Here is a 24,748-nt window from a genome sequence, read left to right as displayed (position 1 = left end):
TTAATCAATGGCGTGGTTGTCCGGTTTGAATACCACCCGGACTTCAGTGCCGCCGCCGCTGCAGGGTAAAATCTCGCAGTGGCCGTGCAGGCTTTTGGCGCGATCGCGCATAATTATCAGGCCATAGTGGTCGGGGCGAGCGGTCTCTTCCGGCAGCCCGCGCCCGTTATCGCAGACGCTCAGGGTCACTTCACCTCGCCGATTGACCACCTGAATGCTTACCCGGCTGGCCTGGGCATGTTTGTGAATGTTGCTTAACGCTTCGCGGGCAATCTGCAACAGGTGAATGGCCTGATAAGAAGGCACCGTGCGTGGCGTCAATTGGTAGTCGAGATCAATGGCGACACCGAGCCGCTGGCTAAACTCCTGTACCGTCGACTGCAGCGCCGCCAGCAGCCCCGGTTCGGTCAGCCGCAGGCGGAAGGTGGTCAGCAGTTCGCGCAGTTGGCGGTAGGCGATGTTCAGCTCTTCGCGCATCTGCTGCACCAGCGCCAGGTTGGCGGGCGAGAGTTCCGCACCCTGCATTTGCAGGCAACCGGTCTGCATTTTCAGGCACGACAGCGACTGGGCAATGGAGTCATGCAGCTCGCGCGCAATCGCTGCGCGTTCTTCCATCAGCATTAGCTGTTGCTGATGATCCACCTGGCGTTCAATCGCCAACACGCTGGTCAGCTGTTCAACCAGCGTGTTGATCAACTGGCGATGATCGTCATTCAGCGGCCGTTGCGGCGAATGTTGTGCGACGATCACCCCGTAATCCCCCAGTTTGTCGCTTAAACTCCAGCTCAGGGAAGGGTGATGGGCGTGTTGTTGGCCGTCATCGTTCAGGCAGGCGCTACAGACCGGGTTGGTGCAATATTCCGGCCGTAGCGGCAGGTTACCGCTCAATTGCACAAATTGTTCCTGGCTGTTGTTTTCGTACAGGCGTACCTGAATGGCGCGCAGCGGCGTCAGGGTTTGCAACTGATTGAGTATCGGCGTCAGGCGGCTGCACAGCGGCTCATTGCCGTGCAACCGGCGGCTGGCTCGATAGAGAAAACTCAGCACCTGGTTTTTTTGTTGCAGGTCGGCGGTTTTTTCCGCCACCCGTTGTTCCAGCCCGCTGTACATGGCGGAAAGCTCATCAGACATCCGGTTTAACGCTCCGCCGAGCGAGGCCATTTCATCCTGATGGCCCCGTTGGGCAAAGCGCCGGCTGAAATCGCCGCGGCCCGCCGACAGCGCCATCGCCACCAATTGCCGCCACGGATGCAGCAGGCGGTTGCGCAGGTAACAGATGGTGCCGACCAGCAAGAGCAGCGTCAGAGCGATAAATCCCACCTGTACCAGCGTCACCATCAACAGCCGCCGTTCGGTCTGGCGGTCTATGCCGGAAACCAGCTTATCCAGCAGAGTGACGAAATGCGCAACCTGGGGGGCAGCATCGGCCGGCTGCCGGGCCTGACGCAGTTGCGGCAGCAGGGTGAGCTGCCAATAGTCATGCAGCGTCTGAAATTGTTCCGTCAGCGCTTCCTGTTCCACCGAGCGCCGAAGATCGGGGTTGTCTTGATCCTGATCCAGTTCGCGCACCAGCGCTTCGCTGCGTGCATCCAACGGAACCTGCGACAGCAGACGATAACTCTGCATACGCAACGAACCGGCTTTGTTGATGGCGTGCGCGTTGCCCTGAATGCTTTGCGACATCCAGGCGGAAATGCCCATGCCGGCAATGCCCAAGATGCCCAGCAGTATCATCAGTACGGCGACCTGGTTAACGATGGAAAGTGGAGCCAACAGGCGTTTCATGTTGCTTGGATCCCCGGCGGTAGAGTATGGCAATGGCTGGAAACCCGAGGGCGGAAGCGGGCGCTGCCAGCGAAGGCGGTAACGATTCAGCGTTATTTTTCATCATACTTGCACATAACCCCATACCTCTAACTAAGTACCCATTAGTTTCCGATCGTGGCTGCGGGCCGGCGACAACGGCGGGAGGCTTATGTCAACTTATTAATTCGTAGCCGTTTTTTCTGGTATGGCAGTTTACTCATAAAGGGATGGCGGCACTTTTCCAGCGTATGACTACCTGCACCCGGCTTGATTTACATCAACTTTGCTCGGGAGAGGGCCACCTAGGGTGTGCGAAGTCATCACCCTGTCTCTGAGGTTTTTATGTCGCAATCTGCAACGTCATCGTCAAAAAAAACAGGTGCGGTTATTCAGAACTGGCAACCTGAGAACGCCGCGTTCTGGCAACAGCGCGGCCAGGCGATCGCCAGCCGCAATCTGTGGATTTCCATTCCTTGTCTGTTATTGGCTTTCTGCGTCTGGATGTTATTCAGCGCGGTGGCGGTCAATCTGAACAAGGTCGGTTTCAATTTCACCACCGACCAGCTTTTTTTGCTCACCGCGCTGCCTTCCGTTTCGGGCGCCATTCTACGCGTGCCATATTCGTTCGTTATCCCGATGTTCGGCGGCCGTCGCTGGACGGCAATCAGCACCTGTTTCCTGCTGGTGCCCAGCCTGTGGTTGGGGATGGCGGTTCAGGATACCTCCACTACCTACGGCGTTTTTGTCATTATCTCTCTGCTGTGCGGTTTCGGCGGCGCCAACTTTGCCTCCAGCATGGCCAACATCAGCTTCTTCTTTCCGAAGGCCAGGCAGGGCGGTGCGTTAGGCTTGAATGGCGGGCTGGGCAATCTGGGCGTCAGCGTGATGCAATTGGTGGCTCCGCTGGCGATCTCCATCGCCATGTTCGGCGCATTTGGCGGTACCGGCCAGCCGCAGCCGGACGGCAGCCAACTGTGGCTGGAGAACGCCGCGTGGATCTGGGTGCCTTTCCTGCTGCTCGCCACGTTGGCGGCCTGGTTCGGCATGAACGACCTGGCAGCGTCGAAGGCCTCGCTCAGCCAACAACTGCCGGTGCTCAAACGCGGCCATCTGTGGGTACTGAGCCTGCTGTATCTTGCCACTTTCGGCTCTTTCATCGGTTTTTCCGCCGGGTTCGCCATGCTGTCAAAGACGCAGTTTCCGGACGTGGTGATCCTGCATTATGCCTTCTTCGGCCCATTCCTCGGCGCCCTGGCGCGGCCGGTAGGCGGTGCGCTTTCCGATCGGTTTGGCGGTATTCGCGTCACGCTGATTAACTTTGTGTTGATGGCGCTGTTTGCCGCGCTGTTGTTCCTGGCCTTGCCGGGGGCGGGGCATACGGGCTCATTTATTGCCTTTTACGGCATCTTTATGTTGTTGTTCCTTACGGCCGGTTTAGGTAGCGGTTCGACCTTCCAGATGATCGCCGTGATCTTCCGTAAAATTACCGTTGATCGCGTTAAGGCGCGTGGCGGCAGCGACGAAAGCGCACAGCGTGAAGCTGTCACCGATTCCGCAGCGGCGCTGGGCTTCATCTCGGCGATTGGCGCCATTGGCGGTTTCTTTATTCCGAAAGCCTTCGGCACTTCCCTGGCGCTGACCGGTTCACCGGCGGGCGCGATGAAAATTTTCCTGGTGTTCTACCTGTTATGCGTGGCGATCACCTGGGCCGTGTACGGTCGTAAAAAAATGGCCTGATGCTGTCTGTTCCTCCCCGTCAGGGGAGGGACTGTTTCTTTCCCTCACCATGTCGTCCTTTTTTCCGCAGTGAAATTTCCCGTCTTTAGGCAATATTCTTATTTGCGCATGCTGAATTTTCCTTTGTTTATAGGCGCATCTCTCAATTCATGTTTTTTTATGAACAATATCCCGTGTTATTACTCTTGGTGCATTTTGCATTTCATTGTCGGATTTTTTACAGAAATAAAGCATGCCGGCGACATAGCCTGTTATGATGAATGACATAACTCTTCATTATTTGGCTGACGTGGAGTCAAATTTAAAATATGTCTTTGTATTTGATGCTGTGTGTCAACGAACGATTAAATCAGATAACTCTCATTCTGTTTTTGCTGGCTTTTTGTAGGCTATCTGGCAATCGGATTAGGTAGAAAAGCAGATGATACTCACCCGTCTGAAGATGAAATTTCACAATTTCACTTAACCAACAAAATGATAACATATATTGAGTTTTTGTTTTAAATCAGCCTGTTGGCTGTTTTTTGTTGCCGGTAATCATGAAAAGAAACCATGTTACCAACAGGGATAAAGTGACATTCGGAGAATCGAATTTTCGCTATTCGAGATGATGTAAAAAATGAAATCAGCAAATTTTTATAAAAATAAACATCTACTGAATGCAACCTGTTGAGTTTACATTTAATTTCTTGAACATTTTTTCATATTTCTATACAAAGTGTGCAGGACAGGCACGTTAAGGAAATTAAAAGTGAATCTTGATAAAAGAATAAAGATTAGGAATCTAGATGTTCTGACCCCCTCCAGGGAAAAGTTTCGCCTGCGCTGGAAGGAGTATCAGATACTTTCACTTCTGGTCGCCAGATCCCCTGAACTGGTTAGTCGTACGGAAATTATAGAGAATATATGGAAAGGAACTTATTGTTCAGATTCGACGATAAATCAAACAATTAAATCAATTCGTCAAAAGATCGGTGATGTCGAACATACGCTTATCAGAACGATTCCCCGCCTGGGCTATAAGGTGGAAAACAAGGCCGCGTTTCACTTTATATCGGAGGAAGATGAATATGTCGCCGATGAAATATGGAACGTTCCCGGGGATATTAGCGAAGAATCTCAAGCGGAAATTTCTGAAAATGTAAATAAAGATGATGAAATTAATGCGGAGACAATAGATACGCAGACGGAAGAGATTACGACTTCCGCGCCTTCTAAGGCTCCAGCATCGCTGAAAAATACAACAATAAAAAATAAAACGCCTGTATTAGCGGGTTTTTTCTCCGTTCCCGCCGTCAGAGTGGTGAAGTACCTGTCGGTGTTTGTGTCGCTATTGATTATTTCACATTTTTCCTATGTGCTGGGGAACCAAACTCGTCCGCCGATTATCAATGATATACAAAACAATACCCGCGTTGTGCTTACCCTGACGCTGACCGACCCCCGGACTAACAATCCGCAAACGCTGCTTTGCCTGTATCAGGGGGAAAGTCTGGATCAGGCGACCATCGAGTGCGTCGATCCCAAGCAGGGGCAGTTGAAACATCCGGTGAAATACGGCATTTCAGAGGTCATGGGTAAAGGTAAGATTAATCTCATCCTGCCTGATAAAACCATGCAATATCAGGTCGCTTACGATATCAAAAATTAGCCTGCGATGACATTTCATCTTTCCCCATAATTTTACATTCGGCAAATATTGTTATTTCATTATTTGTTATTTGAAAGCGTGGGCTGATTTGTCCAGTCTGGTTTCCATGATTTAACGCGTATTAAGCGTCTCGCCTCAACTCTGCGGCGAGAATTAATGGAAAACTTGGCTGAGTGACAAATTATGGATAAGCGTAAAGTAGCTATCATCGGGGGTTCCGGTTTTATTGGAACGCGTTTGGTTAAGCGCCTGAGTGCGCGTAACGATCTGACGTTGACGATCGTAGACAAGAAACAGAGCGAACATTTCCCGGAGCTCTATCAGTTCGGCGATGTAACCCAGCCGCAGACTTTGCTGCAGCCACTGGCGGGATGTGATGCCGTGATTAATCTTGCGGCAGAGCATCAGGACAATGTTGACCCGATCTCACTGTATTATCAGGTTAATGTAGATGGCGCCCGTAATGTCTGCATGGCCGCTTCCTCGCTCAATATCAAGCAGATTGTCTTTACCTCATCCGTGGCGGTCTATGGCTTCGTGACCCAGGAAACCGGCGAAGAAGGGCGTTTTGAACCCTTTAATCATTACGGTAAATCCAAACTGGAAGCGGAGTATGTCTACGAAGCCTGGCGCAAGGCCGACGGCGATAATAAATTGACCATTATCCGCCCGACGGTAGTGTTCGGCGAAAATAACCGCGGCAATGTTTATAACCTGTTCCGTCAGATCGCCAGCGGTCGTTTCGTGATGATTGGCAACGGCAATAATATGAAATCCATGGCGTACGTCGAGAATATTGCGGCGAGGCTGGAACATGCACTTGACCAGCAGGCCAGTTATCAGGTCAGCAATTATGTTGATAAACCGGATTTCACCATGAACCAGCTGGTCGACGTGATTTCGTCTTCCCTGGGGAGAGAGAATAAGACTATTCGCATTCCTTATATATTCGGAATCTGCGGTGCGACGGCATTGGATGTGGTGAGTAAAATAAGTCACCGTAAATTCCCAATTAGCCGGGTTAGGGTGCAAAAATTCTGCGCCAGAACGCAATTTAAAAGCAATATACAAAATGATTTCGAGGCGCCGATTGATCTTAATTTGGCAATCGAAAGAACTATCAAACATGAATTTTCCTAGAGATATATTTCTCGCACGCTAACGTTTTTTATTTTTCGGATAAATCCGTACTGACAGGATGAGCGGATGCTGACCTATATCCTGGGAATGTCAATTTTGTTTTTGTTAATAGCGCATTGGGAGCTGTAACTCAAGGGCGGTAGCGTGCTTATTCGCTGGAGGAACAATGTTATATCAACTTGGCATAATATTTATTTTGGCGTTGACGCTGGTGGTTATTGCCCGCCGTGCTGCGCTGGCGGTGGGATTAGTGGATAAACCCACTGCCCGCAAGCGTCACCAGGGTCATATACCGCTGGTTGGCGGTATCGCCATTTACCTCACCATTATGCTGGTGACGTTTTGGCAACCGGAATGGTTGCCGCACAGCGATATCTATCTGCTGTGCGTGACGGCGTTGGTGGTGTTGGGCGTGCTTGACGACCGTTTTGATCTGCCTGTGGCGCCGCGCGTCATTGTGCAGGGAGGGATCGCGCTGGCGATGATGCTGGCGGCAGGGATGCAACTTACTTCTTTCGGCAATCTGTGGGGCCATCAAGAGCTGCTGCTGGGTTACATCGCCTTACTGATCACGCCGCTGGCGGTCTGGGGGGCAATCAACGCCTATAACATGGTGGACGGTATCGACGGTCAGCTTGGCGCGTTGTCCTGCGTCACCTTTATGGCCCTGGCCATTATGTTCGGCCTGGCGGGGCAGGGTGCGCAAGCGCTGTGGTGCCTGAGTCTGATTGCGGCATTGGCGGCCTATCTGTTGTTCAACCTCAGCATGTTCGGCTCGCGCAACAAGATTTTCATGGGCGATGCCGGCAGCATGGTGATCGGTTTCAGCGTGCTGTGGCTGCTGATTGTCGCCACCCAGGGCCCGGACGCCGTCATGCGACCGGTGACTGCGTTGTGGTTGATCGCAATCCCGCTGATGGACATGGTGACGGTCATGGTGCGCCGATTGCTGCGCCGCCAGAGCCCGTTCAAGGCCGGTCGCGATCATTTGCATCACATCCTGATGCGGCGTGGCCTCAACGCGCGCCAGGCGCTGGGTATGAGCTGCATGCTGGCCGTGACGCTGGCCTGCGTCGGGATCTGCAGCGAAGTCCTGCAGTTGCCGGACCAACGGATGCTGGTGGCTTTTGTTCTCTGCTTCTTCGGTTACTTTGCCATGCTGCATGAACCGCGCCAGGCACCTATTTTTACCGATAACCCTACCGCCGATCGTTAATCCTCCCACGGGCCGCAACGGCGGCCCGTTTTTCACGGTACTGTCATGAACCTTCACTTACCTCATTTGATGCCGCTGGTGCTGTCCACCGCGCTGCTTAGCGGTTGTACGACGTTTCCAGGTTCGCACCTGCCTACTCATGGGAAAGCCAAAGTCACCCAGCAGGATGAAGACTTCGATTTGGATAAGCAGGTCCAGGTGTATCGCGTAACGCCGATGCTGCTGGAAAAAATGCGCCGCGTGGAGCCGGTAGCGCGGCCAAACCCGGCGCTGGATCAGCGCCTGCAGAGCTACCAATATCGCATCGGCGTCGGCGATGTGCTGAACGTCACCGTTTGGGATCATCCGGAACTGACAACGCCTGCCGGGCAATACCGCAGCGCCAGCGATACCGGCAACTGGGTACATGCCGACGGGGCGATTTTCTACCCCTATATCGGCCGGGTGCAGGTCGTAGGGAAAACCGTCGGTGAAGTGCGCAATCAGATAGCCAATCGGCTGGCGCAGTATGTGGAAAGCCCGCAGGTTGACGTCAGCATTGCCGCTTTCCGCTCGCAGAAAGTGTATGTGACCGGCGAAGTAAAAACGTCGGGGCAACAGGCGGTGACCAACGTTCCTCTGACCATTCTTGATGCGATCAACGCCGCCGGCGGGCTGACGGATAACGCCGACTGGCGCAACGTGGTGCTGACCCATCAGGGCAAGGAACAGCCGATTTCCCTGCAGGCGCTGATGCAGCGCGGCGATACCGGCCAGAACCAACTGCTGCAGCCGGGCGACATTCTGTATGTGCCGCGCAATGACGAGCTGAAAGTGTTTGTGATGGGCGAGGTCGGCAAACAGGCGACGCTGAAAATGGACCGCAGCGGCATGACCCTGACGGAGGCTTTGGGGAGCTCCGAAGGCATCAGCCAGACGGTGGCCGACGCGACCGGCGTGTTCGTGATCCGCCCGAACGGCGGCAAACAGCCGCAGCGGCTGGCGTCGCTGTACCAGTTCGACCTGTCTGATGCCGCCGCACTGGCGATGGGCACGGAATTCCAACTGGAACCTTACGACGTGGTGTACGTCACCGCAGCGCCTATTGCGCGCTGGAACCGTTTGATAAGCCAGTTGGTGCCGACGATTTCCAGCTTTAACGACCTCAGTGAGGCCACGTTGCGGGTACGTAACTGGTAACCCCGCAACGCTGACTTAAGGAACACCGATGATGAAGAACAACGCAATGCCGATCGTGATGGCCGAGCAGGACGAAAAACTGGAATGGGAGCGGCTGATTGGCCCGCTGTGGGATAACCGCTGGCGCATTTTGCTGGTGACCGGCGTCGCCGGCGCTCTGGGTTGCGCCTATGCCCTGATGGCGACGCCGATCTATCAGGCGACCGCACTGGTTCAGGTGGAAAAGCAGCTTTCGGGTGATTCGCTGCTGCGCGAGACGCTGGACAACTCGCTCGGGTCGGCCGGGCAGAATTCGGCGACGCAGGATGAGGTTTCGCTGGCGAAATCACGTTACGTGATTGGCAAAACCGTGGACGATCTCGGTTTGACGGTACGCACCAGCCCGGATTACTTTCCGCTGTTCGGCAAGGGGCTGGCCCGCCTGAGCGGCGAACCGCCACCGATACTGCTCATCTCGGGGATGACGGTGCCGACGGCGATGCAGGGCCAGGAACTGACTCTGACCGTGCAGGATAAGCAACGTTATAGTCTGAGCCATGAAGGGAAGAACTTGTTCAGCGGCACCGTCGGACAACCGCTGAAGCAAGGCGCATGGGCGATGAACGTCACTGCGCTGGAGGCATTGCCGGGCACCGAGTTTAGCGTGGTCAACGTGCCGCGCCAGCAGGCGGTGGACGATCTTCGCAACCTGCTTGACGTTGCCCCTGGCGGCAAGGAAAGCGGCATTATGACGTTCAACCTGGCCGGCGAGGATCCGCAGCGCGCCGAAGCGGTGCTCAAGAGCATCACGGATAACTACCTGCAACAGAATGTGGATCGCAAAACCGAGGAAGCGCAACGCATGCTGGCTTTCCTGCACGAACAGCTGCCGCGCACCCAGACGTCGCTCAACAACGCCGAGAATCAGCTCAACCAGTTCCGTCAGCAGAACGACTCGGTGGACCTGACGCTGGAAGCCAAATCGGTGCTGGATACTCAGGTTCAATTGGAGGCTCAGCTGAATGAGCTGACCTTCAAAGAAGCGGAAATATCCAAGCTCTATACCCGCGAGCATCCGGCCTATCGCGCGCTGCTGGAAAAGCGCGCCACGCTGGAGGCGGAAAAGGCGCGGCTCGGCAAGCAGGTGCAAACGCTGCCGAAAACGCAGCAGGAAATTCTGCGCCTGACCCGTGATGTGCAGGTGGATCAGCAGGTATACATGCAACTGATGAACAAGCAGCAGGAATTGAGCATCAGCAAAGCGGGCACCGTGGGCAATATCCGCATTATCGATGAGGCGGAAAGCGGCCTGCGGCCGGTAAAACCGCAGAAAGCGATGATCGTGTTCTTCGCTCTGTTGCTGGGGGGCGTGCTGTCGGCGTCGGTCGTGGTATTGCGCGCGGCGCTTCAACACGGCGTCAGTGACACCGAGGCGTTGGAAAAGCGCGGTATCAATGTGTATGCCACTGTGCCGCTGTCGCCCTGGCAGCAAAAGCGTAACCGCACTCAACAGCAGCTACTGGTCAAAAACGGCGGTGACAAGCTGCCGATCCTGGCCAAGGAAGAGCCGGGTGATTTGTCCGTCGAGGCGATCCGCAGCCTGCGCACCAGTTTGCATTTCGCCATGATGGAGGCCAAAAACAACATCCTGATGGTCTCCGGCGCCAGCCCGGCCAGCGGTAAAAGCTTTACCAGCACCAATCTGGCGGTGGTGATCGCCGAGGCGGGCCAGCGGGTGCTGCTGATCGACGCGGACATGCGCAAAGGATTCCTGCATCGCTGGTTCAACAACAGCGCCCAGGGCGGTTTGTCAGACATGTTGTCCGGGCTGATTGCACCAGACCAGTCGGTGAAGAAAACCGCTATCGCCAATCTGGATTTTGTGCCGCGTGGCCAGGTGCCGCCGAATCCGTCTGAACTGCTGATGCACCAGCGTTTTGCCGATTTCCTGCAGTGGGCGGGGCAGCACTACGATTTGGTGCTGATCGATACGCCGCCGGTGCTGGCGGTGACCGATGCCGCCATCGTGGGACACCATGTCGGTACCGCGCTGATGGTGGTGCGTTTTGAGGTCGATACCCTCAGGCAGATCGAAACCAGCATTCGCCGTTTCGAACAGAACGGCGTGGCCATTAAAGGGGTGATCCTGAATGGCATGGTGAAAAAAACCGCCACCGACGCCGGCTATTACGCCTTTGCTTATCCTAGCCACCAGGAAAAGGTGTAGTCGCGCATGAAAGCGATGCTGATGAACTCCCTGTGGCTGATGTTGGAACGGATATCGCTAAGCCTTTCGGGGATTTTCGTTTCGGTGTACGTGGCGCGTTATCTGGGGCCGGCACAATACGGGTTGATTAACTATCTGCTGTCGGTGATCGCCATTGCCGTACCGCTGGTGCAACTGGGGGCGGATGCGGTGTTGTTTAACCGCGTCGCCAGGCGGCGGCGCAGCGGCATCCGACTGATGGTCGCCTCCATGCGCCTGCGGCGCCAGCTTTTTGCGCTGATCGCCGTGCCGCTGATGGCCTGGGCAGTGCTGACGCAGGATCGCACCAGCCAGATCATGATGCTGTTGATGCTCATCAGCGCGTATTTTTCCATTCAGGATGTCTACAAGATTTATTACGACGCCCTGTTGAAATCGAAGCTGAACACGCTGATCAACAACCTGGCGCTGCTGTTGTCCATCGTGCTGCGGCTGGGGTTAGTGCATGCCAAACTGCCGCTGGAGTGGTTTGCCGTGCCGTACGTTTTTAGCAGCCTGATCCCGTACGCGGTGCGCTGGGTGCTTTTTCGCCGCGAGCAGGGGGGAATGCGGACGATCGCTGGGCGTCACAAACGGCGCTACGGCCGCTATCTGTTAAAGGTAGGCCTGCCGCTGGCGGTCTCCGGGCTGTCGATCGTCATCTACACGCGTATCGATCAGATCATGCTCGGCAACGTTCTGGGCGAGCACAGCGTCGGGTTGTACAGCGCGGCGATTACCCTGAGCCAGGGATGGATATTTGTGCCGATTGCGCTGATCACCTCGATGATGCCGAGCGTGGCGAATGCCCGAACGCAAGGCGAACAGGAAGGGCGCATCCGGCTGCTGTATTTGGTGGTGTTGTTGCTGTCTATGCCGGTGATTTTGCTGCTGTCGATGTTCCCCGGCCCGATCGTGGCGCTGATGTTTGGCGACAGCTACCGCGAAACCGCCACTATTTTGGCGCTGTGTTCGGTAACGTCGTTGTTCTCGGTGATGGGCACCGTGTCCTATCGGGCGATAGTGCTGTTTGGCGGCTATCGATTCATAGCGATAAAAATGCCGCTGGCCGCGTTGGCCAACGTGCTGATGAATCTGGTGTTGATACCGCGTTATGGCCTGGTGGGCGCTGCGGTTTCAACCCTGATAACGGAGTTTATTTCATTCTTTGTACTTAACGGCTTCTTCAGAAGAGGACAAATTACGCGGCTGCAGGTGACCTGCTACCGTTGTTTACCTCAGTTAATAGGGAAGGTGCGAGAAATTTATGTTAAATAATCTGGTGAAGGGTTTTTACCGCAATATGCCCGATGCACTATATCATCAGTTAAAATACGCCCTGTTTTTTCGGAAAATACCGCATCTGGCTCAGCCGAGGCGGTATAGCGAAAAATTAATGCGCAGGAAGATCTATCCGCTGGCGATATATACTCAACTGTCCGACAAGTATCGGGTGCGCGATTATATTGAAAAGCTGTGGGGGAGAGAATACCTGATTGAGCTTTATGCGCACGGCAATAAGTTAACCGAGGAAATGTATCAGGCATTACCCGATGCCTTCGTGATTAAGGCAAACCACGGCAGCGGTTATAACAAACTGGTGTTCGACAAAAGCCAAACCAGCTTCAATGAGCTACGGGTATTGACCAACAGCTGGCTGCGGCAGAGTTTTTATCAGGTTTACCGAGAGCGTCATTATAAGGATATTCCGCCGTGCATCATGGTCGAGAAAATGCTGCTGGAAGAGGGGAAAACGCCGAATGACATCAAAATCCACTGCTTTAACCAGGGTGGAGATATTCGGTTTTTCATCCAGATTGATTACCAGCGTTTTATCGATCATCGGCGAGATTTTTTTGACGCCGACTGGAACTGCACGGAGATCCGCATGGGTGTGCCAAACAGCGAGGTGCCGATGGATAAACCGAGCCGGTTGGCGGATATGCTGGGCCTGGCGCGTCAGGTGGCGGAGCAGTTCTCTTATGTGCGCGTGGATTTTTATCAGGTGAATGAGCGTATCTATTTTGGCGAGTTGACGTTTACCCCGGGAGCGGGATTGCAAAAACTGACGCCAGAAACCATTGAACAGGAGTGGGGCAGTTATTTTCAGGATTAATTAAATGACCGGTAGGCTGCGCGTATTTTAATCGCTGCAGGATGGGGGGGAATAACCGGGCAGGGATATGCTGGGATAACAAACTATTCCGCTGGCATTAACGCTGTTTTGCCAGATGATAATATATTGTTGAGGTAGTAAATGGACTTATCAATTGTCATGCCTGCTTTTAATAATTCAGCCAGTCTGGCCGCTACATTAGTTCGTATGACGAGCGCCTGTTCCGGGTTCGATTATGAAATCATTGTGGTTGATGATGCGTCAGAACCCGAAGAGCTGGAGAAAATGCGCAGCCTGTTGGCCGCCAATCGTCGCGCGCGCTTACATGAAAATAAAGTGCGCAGCAATACGGCAGCATCCTGCAATACCGGTTTTCTCTTGGCGCGTGCGGACGTGGTTTTCTTTCTGGAACCGGAAGATTCCTTCAGCACCAATTATATTATTCGCCGCCTGAAACGACACCAGGATACCCGGCTGGACATTATTTTCGGCAATTACAGTACGGTGAATGACAAGAATATCCGCAGTTACCGGTTTGATTACAAAGAAGGGTCGACAGGTGCGGACTTTTTATTTCTCGATATGGGCGATATCCGCACTTCTGCCATCAGCCTGCGTAAAAAAGATGACCGGCGTTTTTTGTTTCCCGAGTTTCTTTACAAGTATCAGGACTGGGGATTTTTGGTCAATGCCACCAATCTGGGGGCCAGAGTGGCTTTTGACGAAGGGCGAGGGGTGTTCATCCGTTGCGGCGATGCCCAGACGGATCGCTGCCGGATGAATATCGACGCCAGTGAACAGTTTATTGACGCTTACCTGAACGCCAGCGGCCGTTATATCAGCGGGTTTGCCTGCAAACACCTGCTGGCTTCGCTCTACAGCGAGAACCTGCAGGCGTTCACCTATTACTCATCGCGCACGGAGCACCACGCCCTGAGCAGCAAGTTCAAGGCGATCAAACTGTACGGCGACTGCCTGGCCAAACTGGGGCTGTTTCCGTTAGGGGGGCGTCTGTTGCGCACAGCCCGTGAGGGATTCCGGAGATGACATGCAGCAACGGAAAGTAGCGATTGTGATTGAGAACATCGCCGAAAAGGGCGGTACCGAGCGGGTGGCCAGCAGTCTGGCCAACGCACTGTCGACGCGCCTGGGCCATCAGGTGGATCTGGTGTCCATCAGCGGCGATAGGGCGTTTTACCCGCTTGAACCCGGGGTGAGGTTGCGCTTTATGGCCGGAAGAACGCTGCTGTGGCCCTGGCGGCTGGCGCGGTTTCTGCGGCGCGGCCGCTATGACGTGATAGTCACCGTTTCGATGGGCAAACTCTCGTCGATCATGGTGCCGTACCTGCGGTTGTTGTGCCCGCACAGCCGGCTGTTGCTGAGTGAACACGTCAGTTTCCACCAGTATGCCTGGCCGATGAAGTGGTTGAAGGTGTTGGTCTACCGGCTGGGCGACCGCACCGTGCTGTTGACCAAGAAAGATCTGGCCACCATCAGCCGCTGGGTACCCGAGCATAAATGCCGGGTGATCGAGAACGTTTCACCCTTCCCGATACAACCGCCGCAGCAGGCGTCGCTGCCGGTGGCGTTGGCGGTTGGGCGGCTGTGTTACCAGAAAGGCTTTGACCGTTTGATCGCGGCCTGGCAGCGGGCGGCGCCGCAAACGGCGGGCTGGCAGTTGCATATCGTCGGCGATGGCCCGGATCGCGCCGCGTTGCAGCAGCAAATCGATGTCGCCGGCCTTGGCGAACGGGTGAAGTTGTTGCCGGCGACCCCGGATATCGCCAGCCATTATCGCCAGGCCGGGATGCTGTTGATGACGTCCCGCTATGAAGGCTTGCCGATGGTGCTGATTGAGGCGATGAGCTTTGGCCTGCCGCTGGTGGCGTTTGATTGCCAGACCGGCCCCGCCGAACTGATTGAAGATGGCGACAACGGTTATCTGGTGCCGGAAGGCGATCTCGACGCCTTTAGCCAACGCATCCAGGCGCTGATCGCGGACGGCGAGCTGCGTAAACGTTTCTCGCAGCACTCGCTGGAGCGGGCGCAACAGTACATTCCCGAACGTATATATCCCCAATGGCAACAGCTTATGGCTGGAGGTTAAGATGGAAAAGGTGTCAGTAATCATGCCGGCTTACAACGCAGCCGATTTTATCAAAGAGTCGATCCTGGGCGTATTGAACCAGACTTATCAGGATTATCATCTGTATGTGATCGACGACGCTTCGACGGACAACACGGCTGAAGTGGTTAAACCCTTCATTCACGATCGCCTGACCTATATTCGCAACAACACCAACCAGGGCGTGGCCGAAACCCGCAATATCGCCATTGAGGCGGCGCGCGGCGACTATATCGCCTTCTGCGACAGCGACGACGTCTGGCGCGAAAACAAGCTGGCGCGCCAGGTCGGCATCCTGAAGACAAACCGTTACGACGTGGTGTGTTCGCACTATTACACCTTCGAAAATGATCCCGCGCGGGTGAAGAACTACCGCGGCGCCGGCGAAATTATCGCCTACAAGGACATGCTGAAAAGCAACTGGATCGGTAACCTGACCGGCATGTACAACCAGCGCCGGGTGGGCAAGGTCTACCAGAGCAAGGTGGGGCATGAGGATTACGTGATGTGGCTGTCGGTGCTGGAAAAGGCGCGCAACCATCTGGCGTACTGCATTCCGGAACCGCTGGCCTTTTACCGCCTTTCCGCCCAGTCGCTGTCCGGCAACAAAATCAAGGCGGCGGACTGGCAGTGGCAGATCTACCGCCGCCATCTGGGGCTGTCCTATCAGAAGTCCTGCTATCTGTTCTTTTCCTATTTGTACAGCGCAGTGATGAAACGCCAATGAACATCAGCAAGCTCTCCTTCGCCTGCCTGTTGGCGGGCGCCGGGCTGGCCGTGCAGGCCCTGGCGGCTCCCTGCGGCGACAACCTGTTGGCTAACCCCGGCTTTGAGCAGGGCGGTGCGGGCTGGTCGCTGGCTTCCGCTGAGGTGGTGTCCGGCGGCCATACCGGCCAGGCCAGCCTGTTTTACCAGAATCACAACCCGGCCAACTATCACAACATGCTGCAGACGTTGTCGGTCAAAGCGGGCCAACAGCTGGCTTTCGGCACCTGGGTGCGCGGCGAGAACCTGAAGGGCAAGGGCGACAACCAGGGCGCCGGCCTATTTGTGGAAAGTTACGACGAGCAAGGGCGCTTTCTCACGGGCAGCTACCCGCAGGGGGTGCTTGGCACCAGCGGCTGGCAACCGGTCACCGGCGACTTCAGAGTGCCGGCGCGGGCGGTGAAGGTGGTGCTGGGGGTTTATCTGCGTCGCGGTACGACCGGCAGCGCCTGGTTTGACGACGTTTACGTTTGCCGGCAGCCGGTTGCCCCGGCGCTCTACCAAATGCGTGCCGGCAATGGCGCGGCATCGAGCCTGATCGAAGTGGTGGATCCGCAGCAGGTGCAAGTGGACAGCACGCTGGTCGACGGGAAAAGTACCGCCGTGAAAAGCGACAGCCGCCGTTACCGCATCGAAGGGAAACAGCAGGTGGAGTTCTCGCTGCCTGCCGGCCTGGCCGCAGGCGAATATCGCCTGCAACAGCAGGTGACGGACGTGGCCTCTCAACGCAGCCAGCGCAGCGAGATGCCGATAAGCGTCGGCCGCCCGCAACCGAAAGTGGCGCTGGATGCGCAGGGGTATACCCTGAAACAGGGTAAGCGTTTCTTCCCGCTCGGCATTTACATGTACGGCGAAATGGCGACGGACGAGCATCTGGCGCGCATCCGCGATGCCGGTTTCAACACCTTGCTGAATTACAACTATGGCACCGTGGGCGATCCGAACCGTTATTTCCGCAAAACGCAGCAGTATGGCCTGCAGGTGATTTTCTCGCTGAAAGACCTGTATCCCGGCACCCGATTCGCCCCGGAAACCAAACTGGGTTACCCGCAACTGACGGCGAACTACGTCGAAAAGTTCAAACATGAACCTAACCTGCTGGCCTGGTACATCAACGATGAACTGGGGCCGGAGTATGTGCCGCAGATTGAAGAAAAACACCTGCAGGTGAAACGGCTGGATCCGGATCACCTGACGTTTCAGGTGTTGGACAAAACCGGCACGCTCAACGCCTATTTCAACAGTTCGGACGTGCTGGCCAGCGATCCTTACCCGGTCGGCAGAGATGCCGATCTGACGCGCACCCTGGAATACACCCGTATCACCAGTCAGGTGGCGCGCCAGGTCAAGGGAGCCTGGCTGGTGATGCAGATCATGGATCACGCCGCTTACGCGCCCAAACGTAAAGCGCGCCAGCCTACCGAGGCGGAGATACGCAATCAGGCCTGGTTGGGCTTGATTGGCGGCGCAAAGGGCATCCTGTTTTATTCCTATACCGATTTGTTCTACAAGCGCCAACGCGGCGGCTTCAGCCAACAGGAGTTCGAGACCATTTGGCGGGGCGTAGCCAGCGTGGCGCAGCAGATTGTCAGTTTTAACCCTTACCTGCTGTCCGGCGAAAGCCTCTTGCTGCAGGGTAACAATACCGCCATCCCGGCACGGCTGTTTATCGATGGCGAGCGGGGCCTGGTGTTGATCGCCAACCCTTACTACCGGCCGATGTCGGCGCGCTTCGATCTGCCTGCGGGCTGGCAGGCGCAAGGGAAGGCGCAGATCGACGCGCAGCTGTCTTCAATGGGCAGCCTGGCGGTAGAAGTGCAACGTCAAACAGAAAAGAAAGGATAACCCAACATGAAAACCACCCTGAGCCTGATTATTCCGGTCTATAAGGTCGAGGCTTACATTGAGGCGTGTCTTTGCTCGGTGCTGCAACAGTTGCCTGATTGGGCGGAGGTGATCATTGTGGACGACGGCAGCCCGGACGACTCCATCGGCATTGCCGAAGAGGTGTTGTGCCGGTACCCGCAGTTGAAACCGCAGGTCAGCATCCTGCGGCAACCTAACCAGGGGCTGAGTGAGGCGCGCAACAGCGGCATTGCTCATGCCGAGGGGCAATATGTTGGTTTCCTGGACTCCGACGACGTGTTGCTGGAGGGGTATTTCAGCATTCTGGGCTGTCTGTTGGCGGATAACCCGCGGGCAGACATAGTGGCATTCAATGCCCAGCGATTTTCCGTGATGAACAACGGCAAAATCCAGCCGGACTGTACTCTGGCCATCGTGCCCGGCAATGCCGCCCCGCAGGATCGCGACGCGCATATGGCGCTGCTGGCGGACAGCTTTAATCGCAGCCTGTGGTTTGCCTGGGCGCGTATTTACCGCAAAACGTTATTCGACGAGATGCGTTTTCCGCAGGGCCGCAATTTCGAGGATATTCAGTTAATCCCGCAGTTGTACCTGAAGGCGGAGCGCATCGTGATGTGTGACACGCCGTTGGTGGGATACCGCAGCAACCCGAACGGCATTACGCGCGCGCCAAAGCGGCGCGATCTGGATGACCTGGATTACGCGATCGACGGTGCCGACAGCGGACGGCGCCAGGGGGTGGGGAATGGGCTGTATTCGATTCTTTATGTCACCACGCTGAAGGCGCGTTTGCTGGTGGGGCTGGATTTTTTCGGGCTGCGCGACGCGCTGCGGGAAACCGGCGAACTGAAACGCCGTTACTCCGGTTTGCGCGCAGAAGAGCGCAAATTGTTGAGCAGCAAGAACCGGTTGTTCTATCGCAGCCCATTGGCTTATTACCTGATGGCCCGGCTCTATAGTCTGCGCGGATAGCGGCGCTGTCTTCACCCATTCCCGGATCGCGTAGGGGCGCCGCATGCGGTGCCCATGTTAAACGGGGCGAATGCATTCCCCCCTATAGGTAGAACAAGACAATGGACATCAAAGTCAGCGTTATCATACCCACCTATGGCCGCAGCGAGCTGCTGGCGCGCGCCATTGACAGCGTACTGGCGCAAACTCACCGCGCACTGGAGATCATCGTGGTGGATGACAACCCGGAAGGCGATGCGCACCGCCTGGCGACCCGTGAGCGCCTGGCCGGTTATATTGATAAGGGGCAGGTTATCTATTACCCGCGCCGGCATAACGGCGGCGGCGCGCTGGCGCGCAACAGTGGCATCCTGCGCTCAACGGGAGAGTACATCACTTTCCTGGATGACGACGATTACTACCATCCGCAGAAGATTGCCCACCAACTGGCGTTTATGCGCCAGGGCGATTATGACGTCAGCCTGTGCGATATGGATATTCTGAAGAACGGGCAGATTAATGCCGGGCATTATTACCGAGCCCGTTGCGACGGCCTGGAGGACTTTATGTTGGCCGGCGTAGCCTATACGCCGATGATCATGATGCGGCGCAGCACGGCGATTGCGGTGCGCGGCTTCTTCAACACCCCGCGCTACCAGGACCATATTTTCCTGTATCGGCTGCTGGCGGCCGGGGCGCGCATCGGCACCTTGCATGAGCGTCTGGCGGTACACAATGATCATGACGGCGAACGTATCACCTCCAGCCCGAAAGGCATTATCGGGTATCGCAACAAAATGCAGTTCGAGCGGCGGCTGATGCCGCAGATATCGCCCCGGGCGCGCAAGATTATGCGTCTGCGCCATACCTGTATCGATTCGCGAATCATTACCGACGGCAAGAGCCGGCTGGCGGGGGTTGCCTACGGTCTGAAGGGCATTATCTACGTAAACAGCGGCCTGATGGCCGGGGTCTACATGAAAAATATCATCCGCAACGTGTTTTTCCGCGGCGTTCCCTTCTGAAGGGCGCGGCGTGACGTGCGGTGAAGGGCGAACCCATCCAGAGGAAGATTATGCGCTTTGAACGTTCTACGGTGATCGGCAGCGTGCTGTTGTTGACGGTGCCGGTATTTGCTTTGATACAGAGTATTGCCACGCTGCGTACGGGAAAGAAAAACTCGATGGCCTATCTGCTGATAGCGCTTTGCTTTTTTTTCTTTTTCGTCAAGATCCCGCCGTTGGCGGATCTCTATCGCCACTTTGCCAATTATGCGGCCATTACCTCGGCCACCACGCTGGGTGACGTGATCCAGGGGAAAGTGGATATCGTTCTTTATGCCAACTTTTACATTTTTAAAACGCTGGGCATTCCCTTTTTCGTCATTCCGGGGCTTTACACCGCGTTGTCGGTCTACTGTTATCTCAGCGCGCTGAATATTGTGATGCTGCACTCCGGCAAGACGTTTTCCCCCCGGCAGTTTGTCTTGCTGCACGTGGCGGTGCTGTTTTTGATCAACCCGTTTATCATCGCCATGGGGCTGCGCTTTGGTTTCTCCATGGCCGTGATGACCCTGGCCATGACGCTGTTGTGCCATAAGAAAAATCAAACGCTCGCCCTCGGTTTGATGGTGTTTGCCATGCTGACCCACTTTTCCAGCATGTTGCTGGTCGGGGTTTTCCTGTGCAGCAGGCTGATGCGCCTGAACCGCCCGCTGACGGTGTTGTTCAGCGTCATTGCGCTGGTGACCGCCAAGTTCGCGCTGCCGCTTATCCTGTCGCATATTACGATTTCCGGCATTAACAGTTATTCGGACGTCTATACCTCGGGCATGTATGCCGGCGACTATCTGACCAGCGGCAACGCCAACGGAATGATTAATTTCCTGATTATCCTGTTTCCGGCGCTGTTCCTCGGCGGATATATGCTGGGCAACCCGATGAGTAACCAGGCCGGGGATATCAAAAACGCGGCGGCGTGGCTGGTGATATTCGTTTTCCTATGCTCCAGCTCGCTGCAGGCGGCGAGCCGCTATGCGAGCGTGGCGTCGGTGTTCCTGTTGTTTTACTACGTGGCCCATCAGGGATCTTTCCTGCGCGGTAGGTTCAACTACTTCTTCCTGTGTTTCATGCTGATGGCCACCGGCTACAACCTGATCGAGAATATTTATGTCCCGCGTCGCCCCATCCTGCTGGGGGAAATGTGGCAGTCGTTCTACAAAACGCCGTTGCTGAATCTGTTCTACGGTGAAGAAGAGTACGAGCAGTATCTGCGCTTTATTAACCGCGACAGCGGCGAGTGGATAGGGCACGAAATGGATCTCGGTTAATGCTGCCGGATGCGGGGGTTGCCCCGCATCCTACCCCCAAATACCCCAGCCCGTTTTTCCCGAGAAAGAATTCCCCCTCTAGGTGGTATTCTTTCTCGGGCTATGCCCCCACATGAATGACGCAGGTTGACCTGAGCGGCCGCCACGAAGCGACCAAGGATGAATATGAGGGCATACTGTAGGCATTGAATAATAATTTCTCTAAACTAAATTTACCTTTATGCGATTGAGCTCTTTTCCCTTGTCCGATTCAAACATGGTTTCATATGGGTTATCATCAAATAATCTTTTTGTTTTCAGCATGAATTCAACTCACATTGAATAAAAAAATGGAATTAGGAATGGTACAATAACTGTAATAATCCCACCCGAAAGTAATGCAACGGGAACATAAGAAACCCCACAGTGTTTCTCAATAATGGGTAAGGTTACGTCCATGGCCGTAGCTCCAGCAACAGCTATAGCAATATTCCCATTACCAACTCTTGATAATGTAGGTATCAGTAACAACGCTATCGCCTCACGGAAAAGGTCACAAAGAAAACCTACCGACCCTAATAATGGATCACCCATTTTAGTAAATAGTATTCCTGATAACGTATACCAACCAAAACCAGAACTTACCGCCAGGCTTTGATTGAGGGTCAAAGGGAGAAAGCAGGATGCAATGGCAGCGCCTGCGTACGAAGCAAGGACCGTCAACAAAGTCATGATTAAATTTTTCTTATTAAAGAAAATTTTTCTTATATTTAAACCAGAAAATGAAAGTTTTACTGCAATTATAAATATAAGCAAGTATAACAAAGATGAGATGGTTATGTCATAGTCGATTCTGGGAGCTATATTATAATATGCGAATGCAAACCCCAGAATAACAAGTCCACCAAGTAAAACTGGATCTTTAATATACCCCATAATGTTGAAAGCAACTTCTTGTTGATTATCCAGTACCTTGTTGCTACGATGAGTATCTTTATCAATTAAATAGAATATTTTCAAAACTATCGCAATTGATAGAGATGACGCTAGTGCGATACTTATGGCAGTGATTCCCACACTGCCAAGTTTTTCTGCAATGTCCGGTATAAAGCCAACGGTAATCCCCATTAGTATCAAAAGAGAATAAAGGCAAAAATTAGAAATTTTTTCAATAATATACATACTGATGTTTGAATAAATTCGTTTAAAGTTAAACCCCAAGATAAAAGCAAAAAGAATGGGGGCTAAATTATATAATGCAATGTTCATCAATTAGTCCAGGTTAAAAGTGGATATTATGTCTTCAAAGCACTCTGGCCGACGTATCATGCTAAAATTATCTTCTGTATCGACCAGGTATTCTCCAGGTCTGACTCGTGAGTTGAAGTTTGAACTCATAGAGTACCCATAGGCACCGACATCCTTAATACAAATCAAGTCTCCTACTTTAGTTTTAGGAAGAAGTCTCTGTCGGGCGAAAATATCACCAGATTGACATAGGTAACCGGTAATATCATAAGAAACCATCTCATTACTCAGCGTGCTGACATTCTCAATATCATGCCATGCATCATAATAGAAACACCGAGGGAAATGATTATGTCCGGTATCAAGGCCGAGGAAGTTACGAGATGAGGATTCTTTGACAGAACATACCTTACTGACAAGAATAGCGGTATTTGCAACGAGATACCTCCCAGGTTCGACGATGAGTTTTATATTGTTTTCGGCACCTCGGACGCTACTTAGTTGACGAATTTTTTTACTCAAAGAGTCAATGTCATATTCCTGATGATCTTTATAATCATAGCCGAATCCACCACCGAAATTTATAAAGCGAAGGGAGTCAAATTGTAGCGAAATGTCAAGCATAACGTTAGCGTTCTCAACATAGCTAGCTATTCCCATTTCACCAGACCCTGTATGTGAGTGGATGCCGACTATTTTCAATCCTCCATTTTTACATGACCTGATTGCCTCAGGTATATCTGCGAAATTAATTCCGAATTTAGAAAGTTCACCATTCGTAATAACCTTACTTGAATGACCTGCACCAACTCCTGAATTCAGCCGTAAACTCAACTCATGGCCAGAGTGTCTTTTCATCAGATAATAAAGGGCATCCAGCGAGCCTATGACTAAATTTACGTTTCTTTCCACTGCAAAATCTATCTCGTCACTGTTTAAACAGTCTGCGTTATAATATATATTTTCCGGACTGAACCCACAGATGAATGCTATTTTTACTTCCTCTACTGAACAAGCATCAACCCCCATTTCAGCATTTTTAACCAATTTTAAAATATATGGGTTTGAGTTTGCCTTCATTGCATATAAAACACCGAAATTATTTTTACAAAAAACATCCTTAAGTCGGTTAATGTTTTCTAATATGATTTTCTCGTCATAAAGATAAAACGGAGTCCTAACTTTATCATTAAGACCGCAAACAATATTTTCAATATCCATATTTTTACCCAAGCAGTTTTGAAAGGTATCTCTCTCCAGAATCTGGCGCAATGCACATGATTCTTTTGCTCGACTCATTTTTTAAAATATTAATTGCTGTAGATATTATTGCCCCGCTGGATAATCCGACATCAATTGAATAGTCTTTTCTAACGAGTTCGCAGGTGAAAAATGCCTCATCATCACTAACCGAGTAAACTTCATCGGCGGATCCAGCATCAAGTATGCCCGGAATGAAATTAGAACCTATCCCCTCAATCTTCCACTCACCTGATAAATACTCTTGACCAGAGAAGTATGACTTATAGATTGAACCTTGCGGATCAGCAACTACAAATCGAACCTTACTCCCTTTTTCACGAAAATACCGACTTATTCCCATAAGCGTACCACCTGATCCCACGCCACAGATAATTATATCAGTATCTCGGCCTCCCTGAACCCAAAGCTCTGGAGCGGTAGTTTGATAATGGGCGAGACTGTTTGAATGATTGAAAAACTGGTCGCAAAAGAATCTTTCTTTTTCGTTGGCATAGCGCCTGGCTACATTGACATAGTTGTCGTCTGAATCAGCAGGGGCATCCGATGGCATTATAATTACATTTGCACCATAGTGTTTTAAAAGAGATATTTTCTCTTTGCTGACTCGGTCATGAGTAATTATAGTCACCCTATAACCTTTAAATCGCCCAATCCAGGCCAAGCCAAGTCCTGTATTTCCTGATGTAGCTTCAACCAATTCAAACCCTGGTTTTATAAGTCCATTAATTTCGGCATCTTCAATAATTTTTTGTGCTACGCGATCTTTTATCGAACCACCAGGATTATAGGACTCAAGTTTTACCTTCACATCAGCTAATGGGTATTTGTCTTGCAATATATTAACAACAGGCGTGTTACCAATTAGTGATAGCAAGCTGTTTTCTTTAACTTTAGTTCTTATACTCATATGCATCCCTTCATAGTAGTAAAGTTACGCATATGTAAATTAATTTTAGGTGTAAGATCAATTTATTTATTAAGATGCAACACCACTCTGGTGGTTGAAAAAACTACAGCATTTCATTTTTTTCGTAGTAGTCATAAAGAAGATGATTAAAATTGATTATTTATGCCAATATAATCTAATAATGTAGTGTTATAAACTTTCTAATGACATCGGAATTATTATTAGATTCTCTAATTTAACTTAAGA

Annotated in this window: 19 protein-coding genes; 15 read left to right on the top strand and 4 right to left on the bottom strand. The window is 52.9% G+C overall.

The genetic code is table 11. The features are described 5' to 3' along the window. Positions 1-1,785 (bottom strand): nitrate/nitrite two-component system sensor histidine kinase NarX, encoded by a 1,785-nt coding sequence (gene narX / locus JK621_RS13380; RefSeq protein WP_212556417.1) that lies wholly within the window; start codon positions 1,783-1,785, stop codon positions 1-3. 363 nt (positions 1,786-2,148) lie between these two features. Here narX and JK621_RS13375 point away from each other — a divergent pair, with 363 nt between their 5' ends. From JK621_RS13375 to JK621_RS13305, 15 genes are all read left to right on the top strand, one after another. Then, positions 2,149-3,543 (top strand): NarK family nitrate/nitrite MFS transporter, encoded by a 1,395-nt coding sequence (locus JK621_RS13375; protein ID WP_212556416.1) that lies wholly within the window; start codon positions 2,149-2,151, stop codon positions 3,541-3,543. Positions 3,544-4,294: 751 nt separating this feature from the next. After that, on the top strand, positions 4,295-5,194 hold the full coding sequence (locus tag JK621_RS13370; RefSeq protein WP_212556415.1) for a transcriptional regulator: 900 nt from the start codon (positions 4,295-4,297) through the stop codon (positions 5,192-5,194). 183 nt (positions 5,195-5,377) lie between these two features. Continuing rightward, a complete protein-coding gene (locus JK621_RS13365; protein WP_212556414.1) occupies positions 5,378-6,334 on the top strand; it encodes an NAD-dependent epimerase/dehydratase family protein in 957 nt (318 codons plus the stop codon). 166 nt (positions 6,335-6,500) lie between these two features. Further along, positions 6,501-7,550, top strand: coding sequence for a UDP-N-acetylglucosamine--undecaprenyl-phosphate N-acetylglucosaminephosphotransferase (wecA, locus tag JK621_RS13360; RefSeq protein WP_212556413.1), 1,050 nt, complete (start codon positions 6,501-6,503; stop codon positions 7,548-7,550). A gap of 45 nt (positions 7,551-7,595) precedes the next feature. Then, positions 7,596-8,729, top strand: coding sequence for a polysaccharide export protein (locus tag JK621_RS13355; protein ID WP_212556412.1), 1,134 nt, complete (start codon positions 7,596-7,598; stop codon positions 8,727-8,729). A gap of 28 nt (positions 8,730-8,757) precedes the next feature. Next, positions 8,758-10,935: a polysaccharide biosynthesis tyrosine autokinase gene (locus tag JK621_RS13350; protein ID WP_212556411.1), complete on the top strand. Its 2,178-nt coding sequence runs from the start codon at positions 8,758-8,760 to the stop codon at positions 10,933-10,935. Positions 10,936-10,941: 6 nt separating this feature from the next. After that, entirely contained in the window at positions 10,942-12,231 is a 1,290-nt protein-coding gene (locus tag JK621_RS13345) for a flippase (protein WP_212556410.1), read from the top strand. Beyond that, positions 12,221-13,069, top strand: coding sequence for an ATP-grasp fold amidoligase family protein (locus JK621_RS13340; protein WP_212556409.1), 849 nt, complete (start codon positions 12,221-12,223; stop codon positions 13,067-13,069). Before JK621_RS13345 ends, JK621_RS13340 begins: the two co-directional genes overlap by 11 nt. Positions 13,070-13,210: 141 nt before the next feature. Continuing rightward, a complete protein-coding gene (locus JK621_RS13335) occupies positions 13,211-14,116 on the top strand; it encodes a glycosyltransferase family 2 protein (protein ID WP_212556408.1) in 906 nt (301 codons plus the stop codon). 1 nt (position 14,117) lies between these two features. Next, the gene (locus JK621_RS13330) at positions 14,118-15,176 is read left to right on the top strand and encodes a glycosyltransferase family 4 protein (protein WP_212556407.1); all 1,059 of its coding nucleotides are present in this window, start codon (positions 14,118-14,120) and stop codon (positions 15,174-15,176) included. A gap of 1 nt (position 15,177) precedes the next feature. Then, positions 15,178-15,921: a glycosyltransferase family 2 protein gene (locus tag JK621_RS13325; protein ID WP_212556406.1), complete on the top strand. Its 744-nt coding sequence runs from the start codon at positions 15,178-15,180 to the stop codon at positions 15,919-15,921. Further along, a complete protein-coding gene (locus tag JK621_RS13320; RefSeq protein WP_212556405.1) occupies positions 15,918-17,804 on the top strand; it encodes a carbohydrate-binding protein CenC in 1,887 nt (628 codons plus the stop codon). Before JK621_RS13325 ends, JK621_RS13320 begins: the two co-directional genes overlap by 4 nt. Positions 17,805-17,810: 6 nt before the next feature. Beyond that, positions 17,811-18,797, top strand: a complete 987-nt coding sequence (locus tag JK621_RS13315; protein ID WP_212556404.1) for a glycosyltransferase family 2 protein — start codon at positions 17,811-17,813, stop codon at positions 18,795-18,797. 101 nt (positions 18,798-18,898) lie between these two features. Beyond that, a complete protein-coding gene (locus JK621_RS13310; RefSeq protein ID WP_212556403.1) occupies positions 18,899-19,801 on the top strand; it encodes a glycosyltransferase family 2 protein in 903 nt (300 codons plus the stop codon). Between the two features lie 50 nt (positions 19,802-19,851). After that, positions 19,852-21,105 (top strand): EpsG family protein, encoded by a 1,254-nt coding sequence (locus tag JK621_RS13305; RefSeq protein WP_212556402.1) that lies wholly within the window; start codon positions 19,852-19,854, stop codon positions 21,103-21,105. Positions 21,106-21,417: 312 nt separating this feature from the next. Here the strand turns inward: JK621_RS13305 and JK621_RS13300 are convergent, their stop codons facing one another. From JK621_RS13300 to JK621_RS13290, 3 genes are read right to left on the bottom strand one after another with little or no spacing between them, the layout of a single operon-like run. After that, entirely contained in the window at positions 21,418-22,353 is a 936-nt protein-coding gene (locus tag JK621_RS13300) for a lysine exporter LysO family protein (protein WP_212556401.1), read from the bottom strand. Positions 22,354-22,356: 3 nt separating this feature from the next. Continuing rightward, positions 22,357-23,553, bottom strand: a complete 1,197-nt coding sequence (lysA, locus tag JK621_RS13295; RefSeq protein WP_212556400.1) for a diaminopimelate decarboxylase — start codon at positions 23,551-23,553, stop codon at positions 22,357-22,359. 4 nt (positions 23,554-23,557) lie between these two features. After that, positions 23,558-24,502, bottom strand: coding sequence for a PLP-dependent cysteine synthase family protein (locus JK621_RS13290; protein WP_212556399.1), 945 nt, complete (start codon positions 24,500-24,502; stop codon positions 23,558-23,560). Between the last annotated feature and the right edge of the window lie 246 nt (positions 24,503-24,748).

It is taken from the genome of Serratia plymuthica (genome assembly GCF_018336935.1).
Taxonomy (GTDB): Bacteria; Pseudomonadota; Gammaproteobacteria; order Enterobacterales; family Enterobacteriaceae; genus Serratia; species Serratia plymuthica_B.
Note: the sequence above shows the minus strand (reverse complement) of the source record. Positions and strands in the feature narration are given on the sequence as shown.

Bases quoted from the DNA above. Each gene is read 5' to 3' on its own strand.
- narX (WP_212556417.1), bottom strand. From the start codon at position 1,785: ATGAAACGCCTGTTGGCTCCACTTTCCATCGTTAACCAGGTCGCCGTA.
- JK621_RS13375 (WP_212556416.1), top strand. From the start codon at position 2,149: ATGTCGCAATCTGCAACGTCATCGTCAAAAAAAACAGGTGCGGTTATT.
- JK621_RS13365 (WP_212556414.1), top strand. From the start codon at position 5,378: ATGGATAAGCGTAAAGTAGCTATCATCGGGGGTTCCGGTTTTATTGGA.
- wecA (WP_212556413.1), top strand. From the start codon at position 6,501: ATGTTATATCAACTTGGCATAATATTTATTTTGGCGTTGACGCTGGTG.
- JK621_RS13355 (WP_212556412.1), top strand. From the start codon at position 7,596: ATGAACCTTCACTTACCTCATTTGATGCCGCTGGTGCTGTCCACCGCG.
- JK621_RS13350 (WP_212556411.1), top strand. From the start codon at position 8,758: ATGATGAAGAACAACGCAATGCCGATCGTGATGGCCGAGCAGGACGAA.
- JK621_RS13345 (WP_212556410.1), top strand. From the start codon at position 10,942: ATGAAAGCGATGCTGATGAACTCCCTGTGGCTGATGTTGGAACGGATA.
- JK621_RS13340 (WP_212556409.1), top strand. From the start codon at position 12,221: ATGTTAAATAATCTGGTGAAGGGTTTTTACCGCAATATGCCCGATGCA.
- JK621_RS13335 (WP_212556408.1), top strand. From the start codon at position 13,211: ATGGACTTATCAATTGTCATGCCTGCTTTTAATAATTCAGCCAGTCTG.
- JK621_RS13330 (WP_212556407.1), top strand. From the start codon at position 14,118: ATGCAGCAACGGAAAGTAGCGATTGTGATTGAGAACATCGCCGAAAAG.
- JK621_RS13325 (WP_212556406.1), top strand. From the start codon at position 15,178: ATGGAAAAGGTGTCAGTAATCATGCCGGCTTACAACGCAGCCGATTTT.
- JK621_RS13320 (WP_212556405.1), top strand. From the start codon at position 15,918: ATGAACATCAGCAAGCTCTCCTTCGCCTGCCTGTTGGCGGGCGCCGGG.
- JK621_RS13315 (WP_212556404.1), top strand. From the start codon at position 17,811: ATGAAAACCACCCTGAGCCTGATTATTCCGGTCTATAAGGTCGAGGCT.
- JK621_RS13310 (WP_212556403.1), top strand. From the start codon at position 18,899: ATGGACATCAAAGTCAGCGTTATCATACCCACCTATGGCCGCAGCGAG.
- JK621_RS13305 (WP_212556402.1), top strand. From the start codon at position 19,852: ATGCGCTTTGAACGTTCTACGGTGATCGGCAGCGTGCTGTTGTTGACG.
- JK621_RS13300 (WP_212556401.1), bottom strand. From the start codon at position 22,353: ATGAACATTGCATTATATAATTTAGCCCCCATTCTTTTTGCTTTTATC.
- lysA (WP_212556400.1), bottom strand. From the start codon at position 23,553: ATGGATATTGAAAATATTGTTTGCGGTCTTAATGATAAAGTTAGGACT.
- JK621_RS13290 (WP_212556399.1), bottom strand. From the start codon at position 24,502: ATGAGTATAAGAACTAAAGTTAAAGAAAACAGCTTGCTATCACTAATT.